Origin of the sequence: Burkholderia sp. Bp9090, from assembly GCF_003857985.1 — a bacterium.
GTDB lineage: Bacteria > Pseudomonadota > Gammaproteobacteria > Burkholderiales > Burkholderiaceae > Burkholderia.
Genome location: NZ_QTPV01000003.1, coordinates 47,781 through 63,454, shown reverse-complemented (window position 1 = coordinate 63,454; position 15,674 = coordinate 47,781). Strand labels below are relative to the sequence as shown.

13 protein-coding genes and 1 pseudogene are annotated in these 15,674 nt (G+C 70.1%); 3 read left to right on the top strand and 11 right to left on the bottom strand.

Translation table 11 applies throughout. From position 1 onward, the window contains the following. Positions 1–44: 44 nt before the first annotated feature. From DIE16_RS03700 to DIE16_RS03685, 4 genes and pseudogenes are all read right to left on the bottom strand, one after another. A complete protein-coding gene (locus tag DIE16_RS03700; protein WP_082088721.1) occupies positions 45–572 on the bottom strand; it encodes a hypothetical protein in 528 nt (175 codons plus the stop codon). Next, positions 514–3,323 (bottom strand): annotated as a pseudogene (locus DIE16_RS03695) (ABC transporter transmembrane domain-containing protein). The gene DIE16_RS03700 and the pseudogene DIE16_RS03695 overlap by 59 nt, the downstream one beginning before the upstream one ends. A 53-nt stretch (positions 3,324–3,376) precedes the next feature. Beyond that, on the bottom strand, positions 3,377–4,276 hold the full coding sequence (locus tag DIE16_RS03690) for a BON domain-containing protein (protein ID WP_124891826.1): 900 nt from the start codon (positions 4,274–4,276) through the stop codon (positions 3,377–3,379). 356 nt (positions 4,277–4,632) lie between these two features. Further along, positions 4,633–4,998, bottom strand: a complete 366-nt coding sequence (locus tag DIE16_RS03685) for a chemotaxis protein (RefSeq protein WP_124891825.1) — start codon at positions 4,996–4,998, stop codon at positions 4,633–4,635. A gap of 305 nt (positions 4,999–5,303) precedes the next feature. On the opposite strand from DIE16_RS03685, the gene DIE16_RS03680 reads away from it, so the two are divergent. After that, entirely contained in the window at positions 5,304–6,899 is a 1,596-nt protein-coding gene (locus tag DIE16_RS03680; protein WP_124891824.1) for an ATP-binding protein, read from the top strand. A gap of 4 nt (positions 6,900–6,903) precedes the next feature. On the opposite strand, the gene DIE16_RS03675 is transcribed toward DIE16_RS03680, so the two are convergent. The 7 genes from DIE16_RS03675 to DIE16_RS03645 all read right to left on the bottom strand — a co-directional run bounded on the left by DIE16_RS03675 (position 6,904) and on the right by DIE16_RS03645 (position 13,314). After that, positions 6,904–7,236 carry a four-helix bundle copper-binding protein gene (locus DIE16_RS03675; protein WP_124485770.1) on the bottom strand — a complete coding sequence of 111 codons (333 nt, stop codon included), beginning with the start codon at positions 7,234–7,236 and terminating at the stop codon, positions 6,904–6,906. Positions 7,237–7,265: 29 nt separating this feature from the next. Continuing rightward, positions 7,266–8,471, bottom strand: coding sequence for a zinc-dependent alcohol dehydrogenase (locus DIE16_RS03670; RefSeq protein WP_124891823.1), 1,206 nt, complete (start codon positions 8,469–8,471; stop codon positions 7,266–7,268). Further along, positions 8,468–8,755, bottom strand: coding sequence for a hypothetical protein (locus DIE16_RS03665; RefSeq protein ID WP_124891822.1), 288 nt, complete (start codon positions 8,753–8,755; stop codon positions 8,468–8,470). The genes DIE16_RS03670 and DIE16_RS03665 overlap by 4 nt, the downstream gene beginning before the upstream one ends. Before the next feature lie 113 nt (positions 8,756–8,868). Then, complete coding sequence (locus DIE16_RS03660) at positions 8,869–10,404, bottom strand: FAD-dependent oxidoreductase (protein ID WP_124891821.1); 1,536 nt, start codon at positions 10,402–10,404, stop codon at positions 8,869–8,871. Positions 10,405–10,722: 318 nt separating this feature from the next. Beyond that, positions 10,723–12,135 (bottom strand): PLP-dependent aminotransferase family protein, encoded by a 1,413-nt coding sequence (locus DIE16_RS03655; protein ID WP_124891820.1) that lies wholly within the window; start codon positions 12,133–12,135, stop codon positions 10,723–10,725. Between the two features lie 355 nt (positions 12,136–12,490). Next, a complete protein-coding gene (locus DIE16_RS03650; protein ID WP_044848158.1) occupies positions 12,491–12,943 on the bottom strand; it encodes a phosphate-starvation-inducible protein PsiE in 453 nt (150 codons plus the stop codon). Continuing rightward, positions 12,940–13,314 (bottom strand): LysR family transcriptional regulator, encoded by a 375-nt coding sequence (locus tag DIE16_RS03645; protein ID WP_260434330.1) that lies wholly within the window; start codon positions 13,312–13,314, stop codon positions 12,940–12,942. The genes DIE16_RS03650 and DIE16_RS03645 overlap by 4 nt, the downstream gene beginning before the upstream one ends. A gap of 417 nt (positions 13,315–13,731) precedes the next feature. On the opposite strand from DIE16_RS03645, the gene DIE16_RS03635 reads away from it, so the two are divergent. After that, on the top strand, positions 13,732–14,811 hold the full coding sequence (locus DIE16_RS03635) for a Dyp-type peroxidase (RefSeq protein WP_124485766.1): 1,080 nt from the start codon (positions 13,732–13,734) through the stop codon (positions 14,809–14,811). Continuing rightward, the gene (locus DIE16_RS03630) at positions 14,804–15,619 is read left to right on the top strand and encodes a family 1 encapsulin nanocompartment shell protein (protein ID WP_044848156.1); all 816 of its coding nucleotides are present in this window, start codon (positions 14,804–14,806) and stop codon (positions 15,617–15,619) included. The genes DIE16_RS03635 and DIE16_RS03630 overlap by 8 nt, the downstream gene beginning before the upstream one ends. The last annotated feature ends 55 nt before the right edge of the window (positions 15,620–15,674 follow it).

Genomic DNA, 15,674 nt, shown 5'->3' with positions numbered 1-15,674 from the left:
GCTTTTTTATAACCGGCTGTAAAAACGGGCCCGCTCGCCTGCGCTCAGATCGCGAGCGCGTCCGGCGTCGCCTGCGCGCGGTGCTTCGCGAGCGCACGCAGGCAGTGCGCGATGCAGCCCGCGAACGCCTCGTCGAACCAGGGCTGCGCGCCCGACACGCCGACCACGATGCCGTGCTGCGCGACGCCGCCCCACAGGTTCGTGTCGCCCGCGCGCAGCCGGTACGGCTCGAGCGCCTGCACGACGTGGCCGTCGCGGCCGGTTTCCCATGACAGCCGCGCCTTCGCGCGGGCGTACGCACGATAATCGGCATCCCAGTCCTTCGGATCGGGCAGCGAGAACTCGTACAGGATCGCATCCTCGAACGCCGCGTCGCGCGGCCCGAGCGCCGGATCCATGATCACGACGTGCAGGCAGCCGCTGTCGCCGACGAAGTCGCTCTGCAACGCGGCCGACAACGTCGGCAACAGCAGCTCGACGGCGGCGACCGCGGCCTGGCGGTCGGCGAACGCGCTACCGGCGCGGCGCTCGGTCAGGACTTCGGGGGGCGTCGGATTCGAAAGGTTCGGCATGGATATCTCCGGAGGAAAGCGCGAGCGCCCGCAGCGTCGCGATCAGGTCGGCCGCTGCCGCGGGCTTGGTCAGATAGGCGTGGAAACCCGCTTCGACCGCGCGCGTGCGGTCGCGCTCGCGGGCATGGCCCGACAACGCGAGCGCTTCGAGCGGCGCCCGGCCGTCGCGCGCACGCTCGGCGTCGAGCTGGCGCACGCGGCGCATCACCGTGTAGCCGTCTTCCTCGTCGGCGCCAAGGTCGATGTCGCATACCAGGAGCGCCGGCCAGTCCGCGCGGCGCGTGTTCCGCATCTCGTCGAGCAGCGCGTGGCCGGACGCGAACACACGCACGTCCGCACCGGCGACCTGCAGCAGCGCGGCAAGCGCTTCGCGCGCCTCGTCGTGATCGTCGACGCACGCGATGCGCACGCCGTCGAGCGGCTTCGCGTCCGCGGCCGCAACGGCGCCCGGCCCGGGATTCGGCGCGGCAGCGTCGGCCGGTTGCAGCGACGCCGGCGCAACCGCGCACAGCGGCAGCGACAGGTGCAACGTCACGCCGACGTCGTCGCGCTCGCGAACGACGTAGCCGCCCGCGTCCTCGATCGCGCCCTGCAGCCGTTCGAGATCGGCCAGCGACAGCTCCGGCGCGTCGACACCGGTGCACGTGATCGTGATCCGCGCGTCGGGGTCGTGCCGCGCGGTGCGCACCTCGACCCGCCCGCCGCCGCTCGTGTCGATCCCGCCGCGACACAGCTCCCACACGAAGCGCCGCAGTGCGGCCGGATCGGCCTTGACGACCAGATCCTCGTTCGACAGCTCGCGGAACACCGGCACGCCGCGGCGCGCGGCGGCTTCCGCCAGCGCATCGAGCACCTGCGCCACCAGCGGGTTGATCCGCACCGGCTGCAGCGCGAACTTCGCCTCGGTGCGCTCCAGTTCGCGCTGCTTCGCCTGCAGCGACCACATCTGCGCATACACGCCGTCGCTCGCCAGCAGTTCGTCGTGGGTGCCCTGCTCGACGAGCCGGCCATGCTCCATCACGAGGATCCGGTCCGCGTCGACGATCGTCGACAGCCGGTGCGCGATGACGAGACTCGTGCGGTGCCGCGCGACGCGCATCAGTTCCTGCTGGATCGCGCGCTCCGAGCGCGTATCGAGCGCCGACGTCGCCTCGTCGAACACGACGATCGGCGGCGCCTTCAGCAGCGCGCGCGCGATCGCGACACGCTGCCGCTCGCCGCCGGACAGCCGCACGCCGCGCTCGCCGACACGCGTGTCGTACGCATCGGGCAGCCGCTCGATGAACGCGTCGAGTTGCGCGTCGCGTCGCGCTTGCCGTATGCGATGTTGTAGGCCAGCGTGTCGTTGAACAGGATCGTGTCCTGCGGCACGATGCCGAGCGCATCGCGCAGGCTGCGCTCGGTCACGAGGCGCAGGTCCTGGCCGTCGATCCGGATCGTCCCCGCATCGGGCTGGTACAGCCGGAACAGCAGCCGCGCGAGCGTCGACTTCCCCGAGCCGCTCCCGCCGACCACCGCGACCGACTGTCCCGGCTCGACCCGAAACGACACGTCCCACAGAATCTGCCGGCTCGGCTCGTAGCCGAAGTCGACGTGCTCGAACTCGATCGCGCCGCCGCGCACCGCGAGCGGCTGCGCGCCCGGCGCGTCGCCCTCCTCGCCCGGCTCGCCGCGGGCGTCGAGCAGCCCGAACAATCGTTCGATGTTCGTCATCGCGTCGTGCGCCTCGCGGAACACGAAGCCGAGCGCATTCAGCGGCAGGCTGATCTGGATGATGTACGCGTTGATCAGCACCAAATCGCCGACCGTCATCGTGCCGCGCGCGACATGCTGGCCGGCGAGCAGCATCACCGCCGCGATGCCCGCGCCGATGCATGCGCTCTGCCCGATATGCAGCGTCGACAGCGCGTACTGGTTGTCGACGCCGGCCTCGCGCCATGCGTCGAGCACGCGTTCGAGCCGGCTGCGCTCGACGTCCTCGCGCGCGAAGTACTTGACCGTATCGACGTTGAGCAGGCTGTCGACCACGCGCGCGTTCGATTCGGCCTCGAGCACGTTCACGCGACGCTGGTAGCGCATCCGCCGGCGCGTGAAGACGGTCGTGTAGGCCGCATAGACGGCGAACGTGACGAGGATGATCGCGGTGAAGCCGCCGCCATACTTGCCGATCACGATCACCAGCACCGAGCCGATCTCGATCGCGGTCGGCACGACGGTAAACACCGCGACGCCGAGCAGGTAGCCGATCCCGGCCGTGCCTTTCTCGAGGTCGCGCACGACCGCGCCGGTCTCGCGCTGCGAATGAAAGCGCGCGCCGAGCCGGTGCAGATGACCGAACGTGCGGACCGTAAACGACGCGACCGCGTGCTGCGTGACCTGCACGAACGTCATGTCGCGCACTTCGTTCAGCGCGTTCGCCGCGAAGCGCACGACCGCATACGCGAACAGCAGCAGAACCGGCAGTGCGACCGGCTGGCCGGCCGTGCGGCCCAGCCCGTCGACGATGTCCTTCAGCAGCAGCGGCACCGAAACGGCCGCCGCCTTCGCGAGCAGCAGCAGCGCCAGCGCGGCCAGCACGCGCGCGCGGTAATGCCGGATCGCGCGCCACAGCTCGACCGCGATGCGCGCGCGCAGGCCACGTGCGGCGCGGCCACGACCGTCGCGCGGCGCGCTGGCGCTCGAGTCGCGATCGTCGCGATCGTCGCGAATGTCGCCGTCGTCACGCGGTCCGTCGTCAGAGCCGGTCGTCATGCGCGCATTGGCTGTGTCCGTGGCCTTGGCCGGGTCGTCCCGCGCATCGGCCGTCAACGGCGCGGATCGCGCTCGCGACCGGCGCCGCTACCCGGTTCGGGATCGCGCGCCGCAGGCTGCGTCGGCGTGACCGTGCGTTGGGACGGATGCAGCACCATGCCCGTATCGGGTTGTTCGCCGTCGCGGCGCACGCGCACGCGGTTCTCGACGTCGCGCACGCCCATGCAGCCGTCGGCGATGTCCTCGATGTCGTGCTTCATCCAGCGCTGCGGCACGGTGCCGTCGAGTTCGACGCGGCCGTCGCGCACCTGCACGGAGACATCGCTCACGTCGATGTCGAGCGCATGCGCGAGCCGTTCGCAGACGTCCTCGCGAATTCGCTCGTCCGAACGCGTATAGCCTTTCGGGCCGCGCCGATGCCGCATGGCCTCGCGTTGCGCGGCGTCGCCGAAGCGCGACAGGCCGGACGCATCGGCTCGGCGCTGGTCGCGCCCGTTGTAGGCGTCGTAGTCGCCCTCGCCGCCATGCCAGCCCGTCCGGTGCTGGCCGCGGAACCGCTGCTGATCGGCATGGGCGCCTTCACGTCCCTGGCCGCCTTCCGCTGTGCGGCCGCGGTTGCCGTAGCCGCGCCCTGACTCCCACGCCGGATCACGCGAACCGCCGGGGCCGCCCGGCCCGCCCGGCGCACCGCGCCAGTCGGCGCCGGCGTCTGCGCCGCGCTGTTCGGCCGACGAGCGGGCCGAGCGCTCGCTCCATTCGCTGCCCCAGTCTTCGGGGCCGACGTCCTCGCTCGCGAAGCGCCGGTACGCGGATTCGTAGTCGGCATCGTGGCGCCGGGATTCGTCGCCGCGAAAATCGCGCTCGCCGGTGTCCCGGTACGCGCGTTCGCCGCGCTCCTGCCAGTCGGGCGGGCCGCTCCGTTCGGCTTGCCGTCCGGGAGATCGTCGTTGCATCGTGTCCCTCCTTGATCGCGCCTGTGCCTGATCGCGCCTGTGCCGCGTGCGGACCGGGACCCATGTCGCGTCGCGGCGCACGTCGGTCAGGTTGATGCAAGTCGCGTGCCGCCCGTTGGCCAGCACACCGCGGGGGCGCGGCGAAGCCCAGGGCGGCACGCCCGCGCCGACGATCGCGGTCCACGTCGCGATCGCCGCGCAGCGCGCTGACGGGGGCAATGCGGATCGTCGCGCCTCGGCGGGTGTCCCTGGCAGGGCGCACCTGGCCGGGCACCCTTTGCGCGGTGCCCCTGGCCGGACGCCCCTATCTGCAACGCAATTGCAGTTTTTGCGCGGAGGGTCGCCGTGCAGCGACCCTATGCGCCGCCCGCACCCGGTTCGTCCGGCGCATCCGGATCCTCGGCGCCGCCGGGCTCGCTCAGCCGTTCCGTGCGATCCGGCTCGATATCGGCGCCTTCCTCGAGCCCCGCGTCGCCGTCCGCCGACGCGCGCTCGCCGGTGCCCGCGCGGTCCGTATCGCTGTCGAGGGCCGCGTCGCCGCGCTCCAGCGCGTGCTCGTCGAGCGGCGAATCGACGTCGAACGGATGGCGCCGCGCGCCGGCCGTGTCGCTGCCGCTGTCGGACGAATCGCTCGGACCCAGCGCGCGGCCGTCGCGGCCGCGCCGTACGTTGTCGTCGTCCGGGCCGGCCGGTTCGTTGTCGGGGTTCAGTGTGCTGTTCATGTCGATGCCCTCGGGTAGCCGTGAAGCGGCGCGCCGCCGGCGGAGGCCGGCTTTCGCGCCGGGCCGGCCGCGGCGTGCGGACCGGAGGGCGACGCAATCGGCATGCCGCGCCGCCGTCGCCGGGCCGCCACCGGCAGGATTTCGCACTGCGGGCGCGACGCGGCACAGGCCATGCGCCCCCATTGATCAGGCGATTCGACCTCCCTTATGCTTTCGGGGTGTCAATCCGATTTGAATGGCCGCAGCCGGCGCGTCCGGCCGCGGCGGGGCGGCGTTCCTCCGCCCGCATCCGACTTGCCGTTCCGATGAAGAAAGACGACGCCATTTCCGATCTCCACCCGCCGCTCGGGCCCGCCGATGCACGCGACCTGCTGCACCGCTTCGCCGAGTTCCGTTTCGAGACCGTCGTCGGTGCGATCACCGACTATGCGGTGTTCATGCTCGACGCGCACGGTAACGTCGCGACGTGGAACGCGGGCGCGGAGCGCATCAAGGGCTATCGCACGGCCGACATCGTCGGCCACCATTTCTCGCGTTTCTATCCGCCCGATGCGATCGCCGCCGGGCGGCCCGCATTGGGGCTCCGCGAAGCCGTCGCGCACGGCCGCTTCGAGGACGAAGGCTGGCGCGTGCGCAAGGACGGTTCGCTGTTCTGGGCCAGCGTGACGATCACGGCCGTGCACGACCATGCGGGCCAGCTGGCCGGCTTCATCAAGATCACGCGCGACATGACCGAGCGCAAGCGGCTCGCCGAACTCGAGGTGTCGACGCACCGGCTCAGCGTGTTCATCGCGATGCTCGCGCACGAGTTGCGCAACCATCTCGCGCCGCTGCGCAATTCGGTCGGCGTGCTGCAGAGCCTGCCCGATCCGGCGCCCGCGCTCGCGCAATGCCGCGACGCCGTGCATCGCCAGGTCGGACAGCTGACGCGGCTGGTCGACGACCTGCTCGACGTCGGGCGCATCACCGCCGGCAAGGTCGAGCTCGACCATGCGCCGGTGACCGTGCGCGACGTCGTCTGCCGCGGCGTGGAAAGCGTCCAGCCGAAGCTGGCCGCACGCGAGCAGAACATTCGCGTCGACCTGCCGGCCGATCCGCTGGTGGTGCGCGGCGACGCCGCGCGGCTCGTGCAGGTGCTGCACAACCTGCTCGACAACGCGTCGAAATTCTCGCCGCAGGGCGCGCGCATCGACGTCAGCGCGAGCGCCGAAGGGTCGGTCGTCGCGATTCGCATCACCGATCACGGCGTCGGCATCGCGCCGGGTTCGCTCGAATCGATCTTCGACCTGTTCGAACAGGAAAGCGTGCCGGGCCGGCGCGCGTCGGACGGCTTCGGGCTCGGCCTCGCGATCTGCCGGTCATTCGTCGAACTGCACGGCGGGAGGATCGCCGCGGAAAGCGCCGGCCCCGGCCACGGCGCGACGTTCACGGTGCGGCTGCCGCTCGAGCGCGCGATGCGCCCGACGCCCGGCGACGCGCCGGCGCCGGCGCCGCGCACGACCGAGCCGCCGGCCGGCGCGCCGCTGCGCATCGTCATCGTCGACGACAACCGCGACTCCGCCGACACGCTCGCCGTGCTGCTGCAGATCAAGGGCCACGCGCCGCGCGTCGCGTACCACGCGGACGACGCGCTGGCGCTCGCGCGCGACATCGTTCCGCACCTGATGCTCGTCGACTTGTCGATGCCCGACGTCGACGGCTTCACGCTGCTGCGCGAACTGCGCGCGATCGATGCGCTGGCCGGCACGACCTGCGTCGCGTTGTCCGGCCATGCGAGCCCGGCCGACTTCGCACGCACCGCGAGCGAGGGCTTCGACGATCACCTCGTGAAGCCCGTGGAGATGGCGGTGCTCGACGCGCTGCTGGAGCGCGTCGCGCGCAAGGTTCACGGCGCGCCGTAGCCGCTCATGCCATCGCGCGGCACATCGCCGCGCACGCATCGCATGCCAGCGCGCAGCGCCGGCAATGGTCGTGCGCATGCAGCAGGCATTCGGCCGCGCACACCTCGCACGCACGCGCGCACAGGGCGCACACCTGCGGCGCGAGCACGCTGTCGCGCGCCATCGCGGCCGAGGCAAGGCGGCACAGCTGCGCGCACTCGATGTCGAGCGCGATGCAAGCGGCCAGCGCGTGCGTGTCGGGGTCCGCCAGGCACCCCGCCGTACACGCGTCGCATGCATGCGCGCACGCATCGCACGCGGCCATGCAGTTGTCGTAGAGATCATGGAACTCGTTCATGGCAGCACTCCTCGTTGCGGTTCGCAGCGTCATGGCGTCAGCTTCACTTTCAGCCAGCCCGGCTCGCGCACGTCGAACGCGCGATACGCGTCGATCGCGTTCGTCAGCGGCTCGCAGCGCGTCAGCACGGACGCCGGGTCGAACGCACCGCTGCGCACGAGCTCGATCAGGTGCGGCGTGACGGTCCGGTGATTGCAGTTGCCCATCTTGATCGTGAGGTTCCGGTTCATCGCCTCGCCGACCGGAAACACGCGCGCCTGCGGCGGATACACGCCGATCACCGCGACCGTGCCCGCCTTCGCGACCGCGCGCACCGCCCATTGCAGTACCTGCGAGGGCCCGTCGCCGGGCGTCCAGTAGCGGCCGTCGGGCTTGCGGCGCGGCGCGACGGCGTCGACTTCCGCATCGAACGCACGCGCCGCGTCGTGGTCGGCGGCGGCCGGCCCATGCGTCGCGCGCATCGCGTCGACGCCCACCGCATCGATCGCACGATCGACCCCGATCCCGCCGGTGAGCCGCAGCACCGTGTCGACGGGGTCTTCCTCGGAGAAGTCGATGGTCTCGGCACCTTGCGCGCAGGCCGTCTCGAGCCGCGACGCGATGCGGTCGATCGCGATCACGCGCCCGGCGCCCATCAGCTTCGCGCTCGCGATCGCGAACTGGCCGACCGGCCCGGCGCCGAACACGGCCACCGTGTCGCCCGGCTTCACTTCCGCGAGCTGCGCGCCGAAGTAGCCGGTCGGAAAAATGTCGGACATCAGGATCGCCCGGTCGTCGTCGATCGCGTCCGGCAACCGGATTAGGCTCGCGTTCGCGAGCGGCGTGCGCGCGTATTCGGCCTGCAACCCGTCGAACGGCCCCGTGTCGGCCGGGCCGCCGTAGAACGCGGTGCCCGCGCGCGGCCCGCCCGGGTTCGCGACGTCGCATTGCGCGGTGTAGCCCGCGCGACAGTACACGCAGCTGCCGCACGCGATCGTCGACGGAATCAGCACGCGATCGCCGCGCCGCAGGTTGCGCACGTCGCGCCCGACCGTCTCGACGATGCCGACACCCTCATGGCCGAGGATCGTGCCGGGCTTCATCCCGCCGAGCGTGCCGCGCACCATGTGCAGGTCGGTGCCGCAGATCGCGCTGGCCGTCAGGCGCACGACCGCATCGGTCACGTCGACGACTTGCGGGTCGGGTACGGTATCGATGCGAATGTCGCCGATGCCGTGAAATACGACTGCTTTCATGTCAGGCCCTCCTTGTCGAAAGCGGTAACGGTGCAAGTACCGTCACACTGTTCGAGCAAGGCGCGCGCCCGTGCGCGCAGGGGTCGGTGCGGTGCGTTATCAGCACGGCCGGTGCGTCGTCGTCGATCGACATGCCGATCGCGGCCGGCAGCGCGGCCGTGCGGCGCATCGTGTCGACTGCACCTCCATGTCGGCACCGGAAATTCCGGATTGTTCACGCTCGGGTTCATGATCGCGAACAGCGCCGCGATCACCTCGATCGAGAAACCGCAGTCGGGAGTCACGGGAGTCTGTCCGGCTCGGCGGTCTCTGCGCATGTCGCAACGATGCGACGACCATTGTGTACGCAACGACTTCACCAGCGCGCGCACCGGTCAGCGCACAGTCGGCAGCCCGTTCACGCGCGCGTCGCGCTCTGCTGCTCGAGCGCCGCTTCCGCGCGCAGGCAGTCGAGATCCCGGCCGATCGTCGCGACCGCGAGCCGTGCGTTGCCGCGCCAGAACGCGACCGAAGCGTCATGCGCGCGCAGGTCGCCGTCGATCTCGACGCGGTCCCATTGCTCCGCATGTCCGACATAGCGGACCGTCAGGTCGTAGTGCTGGCTCCAGAAGAACGGCACCGCGTCGAACGGCCGCTGCTGGCCGAGCATGTTGCGCGCCGCGGCGATGCCCTGCCGCTCCGCGACGACCCAGTGCTCGACGCGTATGCGTTCGCCCGTCAACGGATCAGGCCAGCGCGCGATGTCGCCGGCCGCGTAGATGTCCGGTGCGCTCGTCTGCAGGAAACGGTCGACCGTCACGCCGCGATCGACGGCGAGCCCCGCATCCTGCGCGAGCGCCAGGTCCGGATGCACGCCGATGCCGACCACCACCACATCGGCCGGCAGCGCGTCGCCGTTCGACAGCGTCACGCGGTCCGGCGCGATCTGCGTGGGCGTCGCGCCGAGATGGAACACCACGCCGTGCGCTTCGTGCAGCGCGCGGATCGTGTCGCCGAGCGCTTCGCCGAGCACGCGCGCCATCGGATGCGCGTCGGGCGCGACCACCTGCACGTCGAGCCCGCGCGTGCGCAGCGCGGCGGCCGCTTCGAGGCCGATGAAGCTCGCGCCGATCACGACGCAGCGCCGCGCCGTCTTCAACTTGCCGATCAGCGCATCGCAATCGGCGCGCGAACGCAGCACGCACACGTGCGGCAGATCCGCACCCGGCACGGTCAGCCGGTTCGGCTCGGCGCCGGTGGCCAGCAGCAGCGCGCCGTAGCCGACGCGGCTGCCGTCCGCGAGCTCGACCGCGTGCTGCGCGGGATCGATCCGCGTGACGCGCATGCCGCAGCGCACGTCGATGCGCTGCTCGGTATAGAACGACGCGCCGCGCAACGGCAGCCAGTCGGCCTCGGCCGTGCCGGCCAGATAGTCCTTCGACAGGTTCGGCCGGTCGTACGGCGGCTCGCTGTCCGCGCTCAGCAGCGTGATCGTATGCGGATAGCCTTCCTGGCGCAGCGTCACGGCCGCCGCGATCGCGGCCGCACCGCCGCCGACGATCACCACCGATGCGGGCAGCCCCGCCGCGTTCAGCGCGGGCGGCGATGCGGCTGGCCGCGCATCGAGCACGACCGCGCGGCCGTCGCGCCGCTCGACGCGCCAGCACGTCAGGCCGTCGAGCGCCGGCGCGCGCAACAGCTCGCCGGTGCGCAGGCAGAACGCCGCGTGATGCCACGGACAGCGGATCGTATCGCCGACCAGCAGCCCGTCGGCGAGCGGCGCGCCGTAGTGCGGGCATTGCGCGCTCACGGCAAACAGTTCGTCGGCGCGGCGCACCAGCAGCACCGTGGCGTCGCCGACCTGGCCCTCGATCATCGCGCCGTCGGCGAGGTCGTCGAGCGCGATACCCTGCGCGAGATCGGGACGTGAAGACGAGGCGTCGCTTCCGGACATGGCGTGGCTCCCGGAGTGTGGGGTAACGATCCCATTATCGGCGTCCTTCCCGAAAAGAACAGGTACAGACGACCCCGCAGCGCACGCAAACACGGACTGTGGCTTGTACGCGATCCGCGACCGGCGTAGAACGTCATCGACGTTGCGGCGCAACACGCCGGATGCGCGTGCGCGGGGGGCCGGCGAGCCGAGCAATCCGCGTACCGCCCCGCCTTCATCCCGTCACGAGGAGCGACCCGATGGCGACCGTTCTATGCGTGCTCTATCCCGACCCGGTCGACGGCTAGCCGCCGCATGGCGTGCGCGACGCGATTCAGGTCATAACGCGAGCTTCCCGACCGTGACGATCGCGCGTTCGATCTCCGGCGACCACGGGCTGCTGTAGTTCAGCCGAATGAAATTGCGGTAGGTGTCCGCGATCGAGAACATGTAGCCGGGTCCGATCGTGATGCCCTGCTCCAGCGCGAGCTGGTACAGCCGCATCGCATCGACCTGGCCCGGCAACTCGACCCACAGCACGTAGCCGCCCGCCGGGCTCGAGATGCGCGTGCCTTCCGGAAAGAACCGCGACACCATCGCGCGCATCAGGTTCGCCTGCTGCGCATACGCCTTGCGAATCCGCCGCAGGTGATGCTCGTAACCGTCGCGTTCGAGAAACTCGGCGATCGCCAGCTGCGGCAGCGACGGCGTCGCCAGCGTGTTCAGGAACTTCAGCTTCTCGACCTGTTCGCGATAGCGGCCCGGCAACGCCCAGCCGATCCGGTACGCGGCCGTCAGGCTTTTCGAGAACGACGCGCAGTGCAGCACGATCCCGTTGCGGTCGAACGCCTTCAGCGCACTCGGGTGCGCATTGCCGAAATACAGTTCGTTGTATACGCCGTTCTCGATCACCGGCATATCGGCTTTCGTTGCGAATTCAACCAGTTCGCGCTTGCGCTCGTCGGGCATCTGGAAGCCGAGCGGATTCTGGAAGTTCGGCATCACCATGCATGCGGCGATCGGCTGCGACTTCGCGATCGCCGCCAGCGCCGCGATGTCGATTCCGTATTCCGGATGCGTCGCGACCTCGATCGCCTTCATCCCCATCCGCTCGATCGCGTGGAGCATCGCGTAGAACGTCGGCGACTCCACCGCGATCGTGTCGCCCGGTTTCGCGACCGCCTGCAGGCACAGGTTGATCGCCTCGGTCGCGCCGACCGTCACGATGATCTCGTTCGGGTCGACCGACATCCCGTTTTCCAGGTAGCGCCGTGCGATCTGCCGGATCAGGCGCGGATGGCCGGGCGGCAGCCCGTCGGTCACGCCCCACAGCGACTTGTCGCGGCCGGCCGCGTACGCGTAGCGGTTCAGCTTCTCGAACGGAAACAGGCTCGGGTCCGGGTACGGCGAGCCGAGCGGCACCGCGTCGTCGGTGCCGATCGCGCGCAGCGTGGACAGCACGAGCCGGCTCATGTCCACCGACGACGAGATCGCGATCGGCTTCGACGGCCGCAGCTCGCGCACCGGCGCGTGCCCGTCGTCGTTGCGCAGGTTGACGAAGTACCCCGACTGCGGGCGGCTCTCCAGCAGCCCGCGGCTTTCGAGCAGCAGGTACGCGTGCAGCACGGTCGTGATGCTGATCCGGTGCTGCTGGCTCGCCTGCCGCACCGACGGCACACGATCGCCATGTCGATACACGCGTTGCCGGATGAGTCTCTCTATGTCGTTCGCGAATTTCTCGTAGAGCTTCATCCGCCTCGCCCCGCCAGCGGTGAACCAGCCTGCGACGCACAGGTGCGCGTGCCGTGCCGCTGCACGAAGCCGGATAGCCGTGTCCGGCCGCGGGCGTTCCGGTGCGAGCCACGTCCATTACCGAAATTGAAGGCGGATAGCAATGCGAAATCCATCATGAGAAGGATCGGCATCCTACTGCGTCATTTCGGCGAATGTAAGTGACAGTTTGGCGATCAAACCTCAAATCGCACACGTGTGGTGAACAGATGGAAACGCGGCAGCCGCGAGTCGGCGCCGCACCGAATCAATCTCGGTATAACGAAATGAACTGCCGAACCGACACCCCCATCGATCGGCCCCGCACACACACGCATCACCGACGCGCATGCACATCGTCCTCGACGTCGTCGACCTCCGCTGGAAAGCGATGCTGGCCGAAGCTGAGGATCAGCACGCCTACCGCGAGCAGCACGATTCCGAACGTGGTCATCAGCATCCGCTCGGGGCTGTCGGTGGCGCCGCGCAGGATCAGGTCGCGCGCGAGCGACGTCATCGCAATGAACAGCGGAAAGCGCACCGGCAGCCGGCCGAGCCGCAGGTAACGCACGTTCATCGCGAGCACTTCGAGATAGAGGAACATTAGCAGCAGGTCGGTCAGCGACACCTCGCCCGCGAGCACGACCTTCCACGCTTCCTGCGTCATCGCGAACGCGGTCGCGAGGCCGATCACGATCAGCCCGGCCAGCTCGGCCGCGTGGAGGAAGTGTCCGAAGCGGCGGCGGATGCGCTCGGCGGCCGTATCGGCGGAAACAGTGGACGTATTCAAGGCGATGACCGGTGCAATGAGGGTTGTGCCGCGATCGACGCTGCGTCGACACGGCGGATGGTTTCGGGCGGCGGAAAGCCCGCGACGCGCGCATCGGGAAAGGTTGCGCACGCACCGGCCGCGGTGGTGGCCTGCGCGACCGCGGACAGCGTGCGCCGGCAGCATTGGTGGAACGCGACGCCCGCATCGGTACACGCCACGTCGCCGCCCGCACGCGCCAGCAACAGCCGGCAGCCGAGATACCGTTCGAGGCAGTCCAGCCGCTCGCTGACTTGCGCGCGGCCGAGCTTCAGTTCGGACGCCGCGGCGGACACCCCGCCATGCTCGACCACCGCGACATAAATACGCATCGCTTCCAGCAGGTTCATCATGATGGTCCTCGTCGGCGGGCGGAGCGAACCTAATCTACTGCACGCGCCACGCCCGCTCAAGAGCACAGCGCCGCGGGTTTCAGGAGTACAGCTGCACGCCCGCGACGCAGAATCGGACCCCGATCAACCCATTCGAATGACAGATTGGCGATACGTGTTCCAAAGACCCGCCGAAGCTGCTAGATTGCATGCTCGACGACGTTACGCGGTGCGGCGAGGTCGCGCGCCGGGCGAACGCGCGGCCACCGAGCCTGCCTCCCCCTTGCGCGCCCGGGCGGCAGGCCGCCGCCGCTGCGGCCCGTTGCGCGATGCCCGCGCAACGTCCTTCATCCGCATGTCACAAAGAGAACAGTCGCATGACACAGTCCAACCGTTCGTCTTCGCGCGCCGCGGCATCCGCGGCCCGTCCGTCCCGACATGACTGACCGGCAGGCCGCGATGCAAACCCGTCCCCCGCTTTCCCAGGCCGTTCACAGCCCGGTCACGCGCAGCGCGATCTTCCTCGTTGCCACCGTCAACCCCGGCGCCGAGCGCGCCGACACGATCCGCGCGTGGTGCGGCGACATCGCCGCGCTCGTGCGCTCGGTCGGCAAGCGCGTGCCGGACGGCAACCTGTCCTGCGTATGCGGCTTCGGCGCCGACGCCTGGGATGCGCTGTTCGGCGATCCGCGCCCCGCGTCGCTGCATCCGTTCCGCGAATTCGGCGCCGGCCAGCGCGTCGCGATCGCGACGCCCGGCGATATCCTGCTGCACATCCGCGCCGACGCGATGGACCTGTGCTTCGAACTCGCGACCCAATTGCTCGGCGCGCTCGGCGACGCGGTCACGGTCGTCGACGAGGTGCACGGCTTCCGCAACTTCGACCAGCGCGCGATGATCGGCTTCGTCGACGGCACCGAGAACCCGGAGGGCCGCGACGCGGTCGACTTCACGGTGATCGGCGACGAAGATGCCGAATTCGCGGGCGGCAGCTACGTGATCGTGCAGAAGTACCTGCACGACATGGCCGGCTGGAATGCGCTCGCGGTCGAGACGCAGGAGCGCATCATCGGGCGCACCAAATTGTCCGACATCGAGCTCGCGCCGGACGTGAAGCCGTCGTGCTCGCACAGCTCGCTGACCACGCTCGACGAGAACGGCCAGGAAGTGAAGATCCTGCGCGACAACATGCCGTTCGGGCGCCCCGGCTCCGGCGAATTCGGCACCTACTTCATCGGCTACGCGCGCTCGCCGGCGCCGATCGAGCAGATGCTCGAGAACATGTTCGTCGGCCGCCCGCCCGGCAACTACGACCGGCTGCTCGACTACAGCCGCGCGGTCACCGGCTCGCTGTTCTTCGTGCCGTCGGCCGACCTGCTCGAGGCGCTCGCCGATCGCCCCGCACCGGGCGCCGAAGCCACCGCCACCGCCGCGCAGCCGGCCCCCGCATCGCCCGAGTCGCGTCGTGACGGCTCGCTGAACATCGGATCGCTGAAAGGAGCCAAAGCCTATGAATAACCTGCACCGCGAACTCGCGCCGATTTCCTCGTCCGCCTGGGAGCAGATCGAGGAAGAAGTCGCACGCACCTTCAAGCGCTCGGTGGCCGGGCGCCGCGTGGTCGACGTCGAGGGCCCGGCCGGCCCCGAGCTGTCGGCCGTCGGCACCGGGCATCTGCGCGAGGTCGCCGCGCCGCGCGAGCTGGTCGGCGCACGGCTGCGCGAAGTCCGCACGATCGTCGAGCTGACGGTGCCGTTCGAGCTGAGCCGCGACGCGATCGACAGCGTCGAGCGCGGCGCGCGCGATGCCGACTGGCAGCCGGCGAAGGATGCCGCGCAACGGCTCGCGTTCGCGGAAGACGGCGCGATCTTCGACGGCTATCTGGCCGCGGACATCGTCGGCATCCGCGAAGGCACGTCGAACCGCAAGCTCACGCTGCCGGCCGACGTCAGCGCGTATCCGGACGCGATCAGCGACGCGCTGGAAGCGCTGCGGCTCGCCGGCGTCGACGGCCCGTACTCGGTCGTGCTCGGCTCGGACGCCTACACGGCGCTCAGCGAGGCGCGCGACCAGGGCTATCCGGTCCTCGGCCACATCAAGCGCATCGTCAGCGGCGAGATCATCTGGGCGCCGGCGATCAGCGGCGGCTGCGTGCTGTCCACCCGCGGCGGCGACTATGAACTGCACCTCGGCGAAGACGTGTCGATCGGCTACACGAGCCATACCGACAAGGTCGTTCGCCTTTACCTGCGCGAAACGTTCACGTTCCTGATGCTGACGAGCGAGGCATCGGTGGCCGTGGCGCCGCAGGGCAACCCGGCGACCTGACGTTCCGCCCGCGCGATGCCCGACGGGCATCGCGCCCACCGGCCGCATGGCCGGC

Excerpts from the sequence above, each read along its gene's own strand:
- DIE16_RS03675 (WP_124485770.1), bottom strand. The coding sequence starts at position 7,236 with ATGAACGAGTTCCATGATCTCTACGACAACTGCATGGCCGCGTGCGAT.
- DIE16_RS03685 (WP_124891825.1), bottom strand. The coding sequence starts at position 4,998 with ATGAACAGCACACTGAACCCCGACAACGAACCGGCCGGCCCGGACGAC.
- DIE16_RS03655 (WP_124891820.1), bottom strand. The coding sequence starts at position 12,135 with ATGAAGCTCTACGAGAAATTCGCGAACGACATAGAGAGACTCATCCGG.
- DIE16_RS03690 (WP_124891826.1), bottom strand. The coding sequence starts at position 4,276 with ATGCAACGACGATCTCCCGGACGGCAAGCCGAACGGAGCGGCCCGCCC.
- DIE16_RS03635 (WP_124485766.1), top strand. The coding sequence starts at position 13,732 with ATGACTGACCGGCAGGCCGCGATGCAAACCCGTCCCCCGCTTTCCCAG.
- DIE16_RS03670 (WP_124891823.1), bottom strand. The coding sequence starts at position 8,471 with ATGAAAGCAGTCGTATTTCACGGCATCGGCGACATTCGCATCGATACC.
- DIE16_RS03700 (WP_082088721.1), bottom strand. The coding sequence starts at position 572 with ATGCCGAACCTTTCGAATCCGACGCCCCCCGAAGTCCTGACCGAGCGC.
- DIE16_RS03660 (WP_124891821.1), bottom strand. The coding sequence starts at position 10,404 with ATGTCCGGAAGCGACGCCTCGTCTTCACGTCCCGATCTCGCGCAGGGT.
- DIE16_RS03645 (WP_260434330.1), bottom strand. The coding sequence starts at position 13,314 with ATGATGAACCTGCTGGAAGCGATGCGTATTTATGTCGCGGTGGTCGAG.
- DIE16_RS03630 (WP_044848156.1), top strand. The coding sequence starts at position 14,804 with ATGAATAACCTGCACCGCGAACTCGCGCCGATTTCCTCGTCCGCCTGG.
- DIE16_RS03680 (WP_124891824.1), top strand. The coding sequence starts at position 5,304 with ATGAAGAAAGACGACGCCATTTCCGATCTCCACCCGCCGCTCGGGCCC.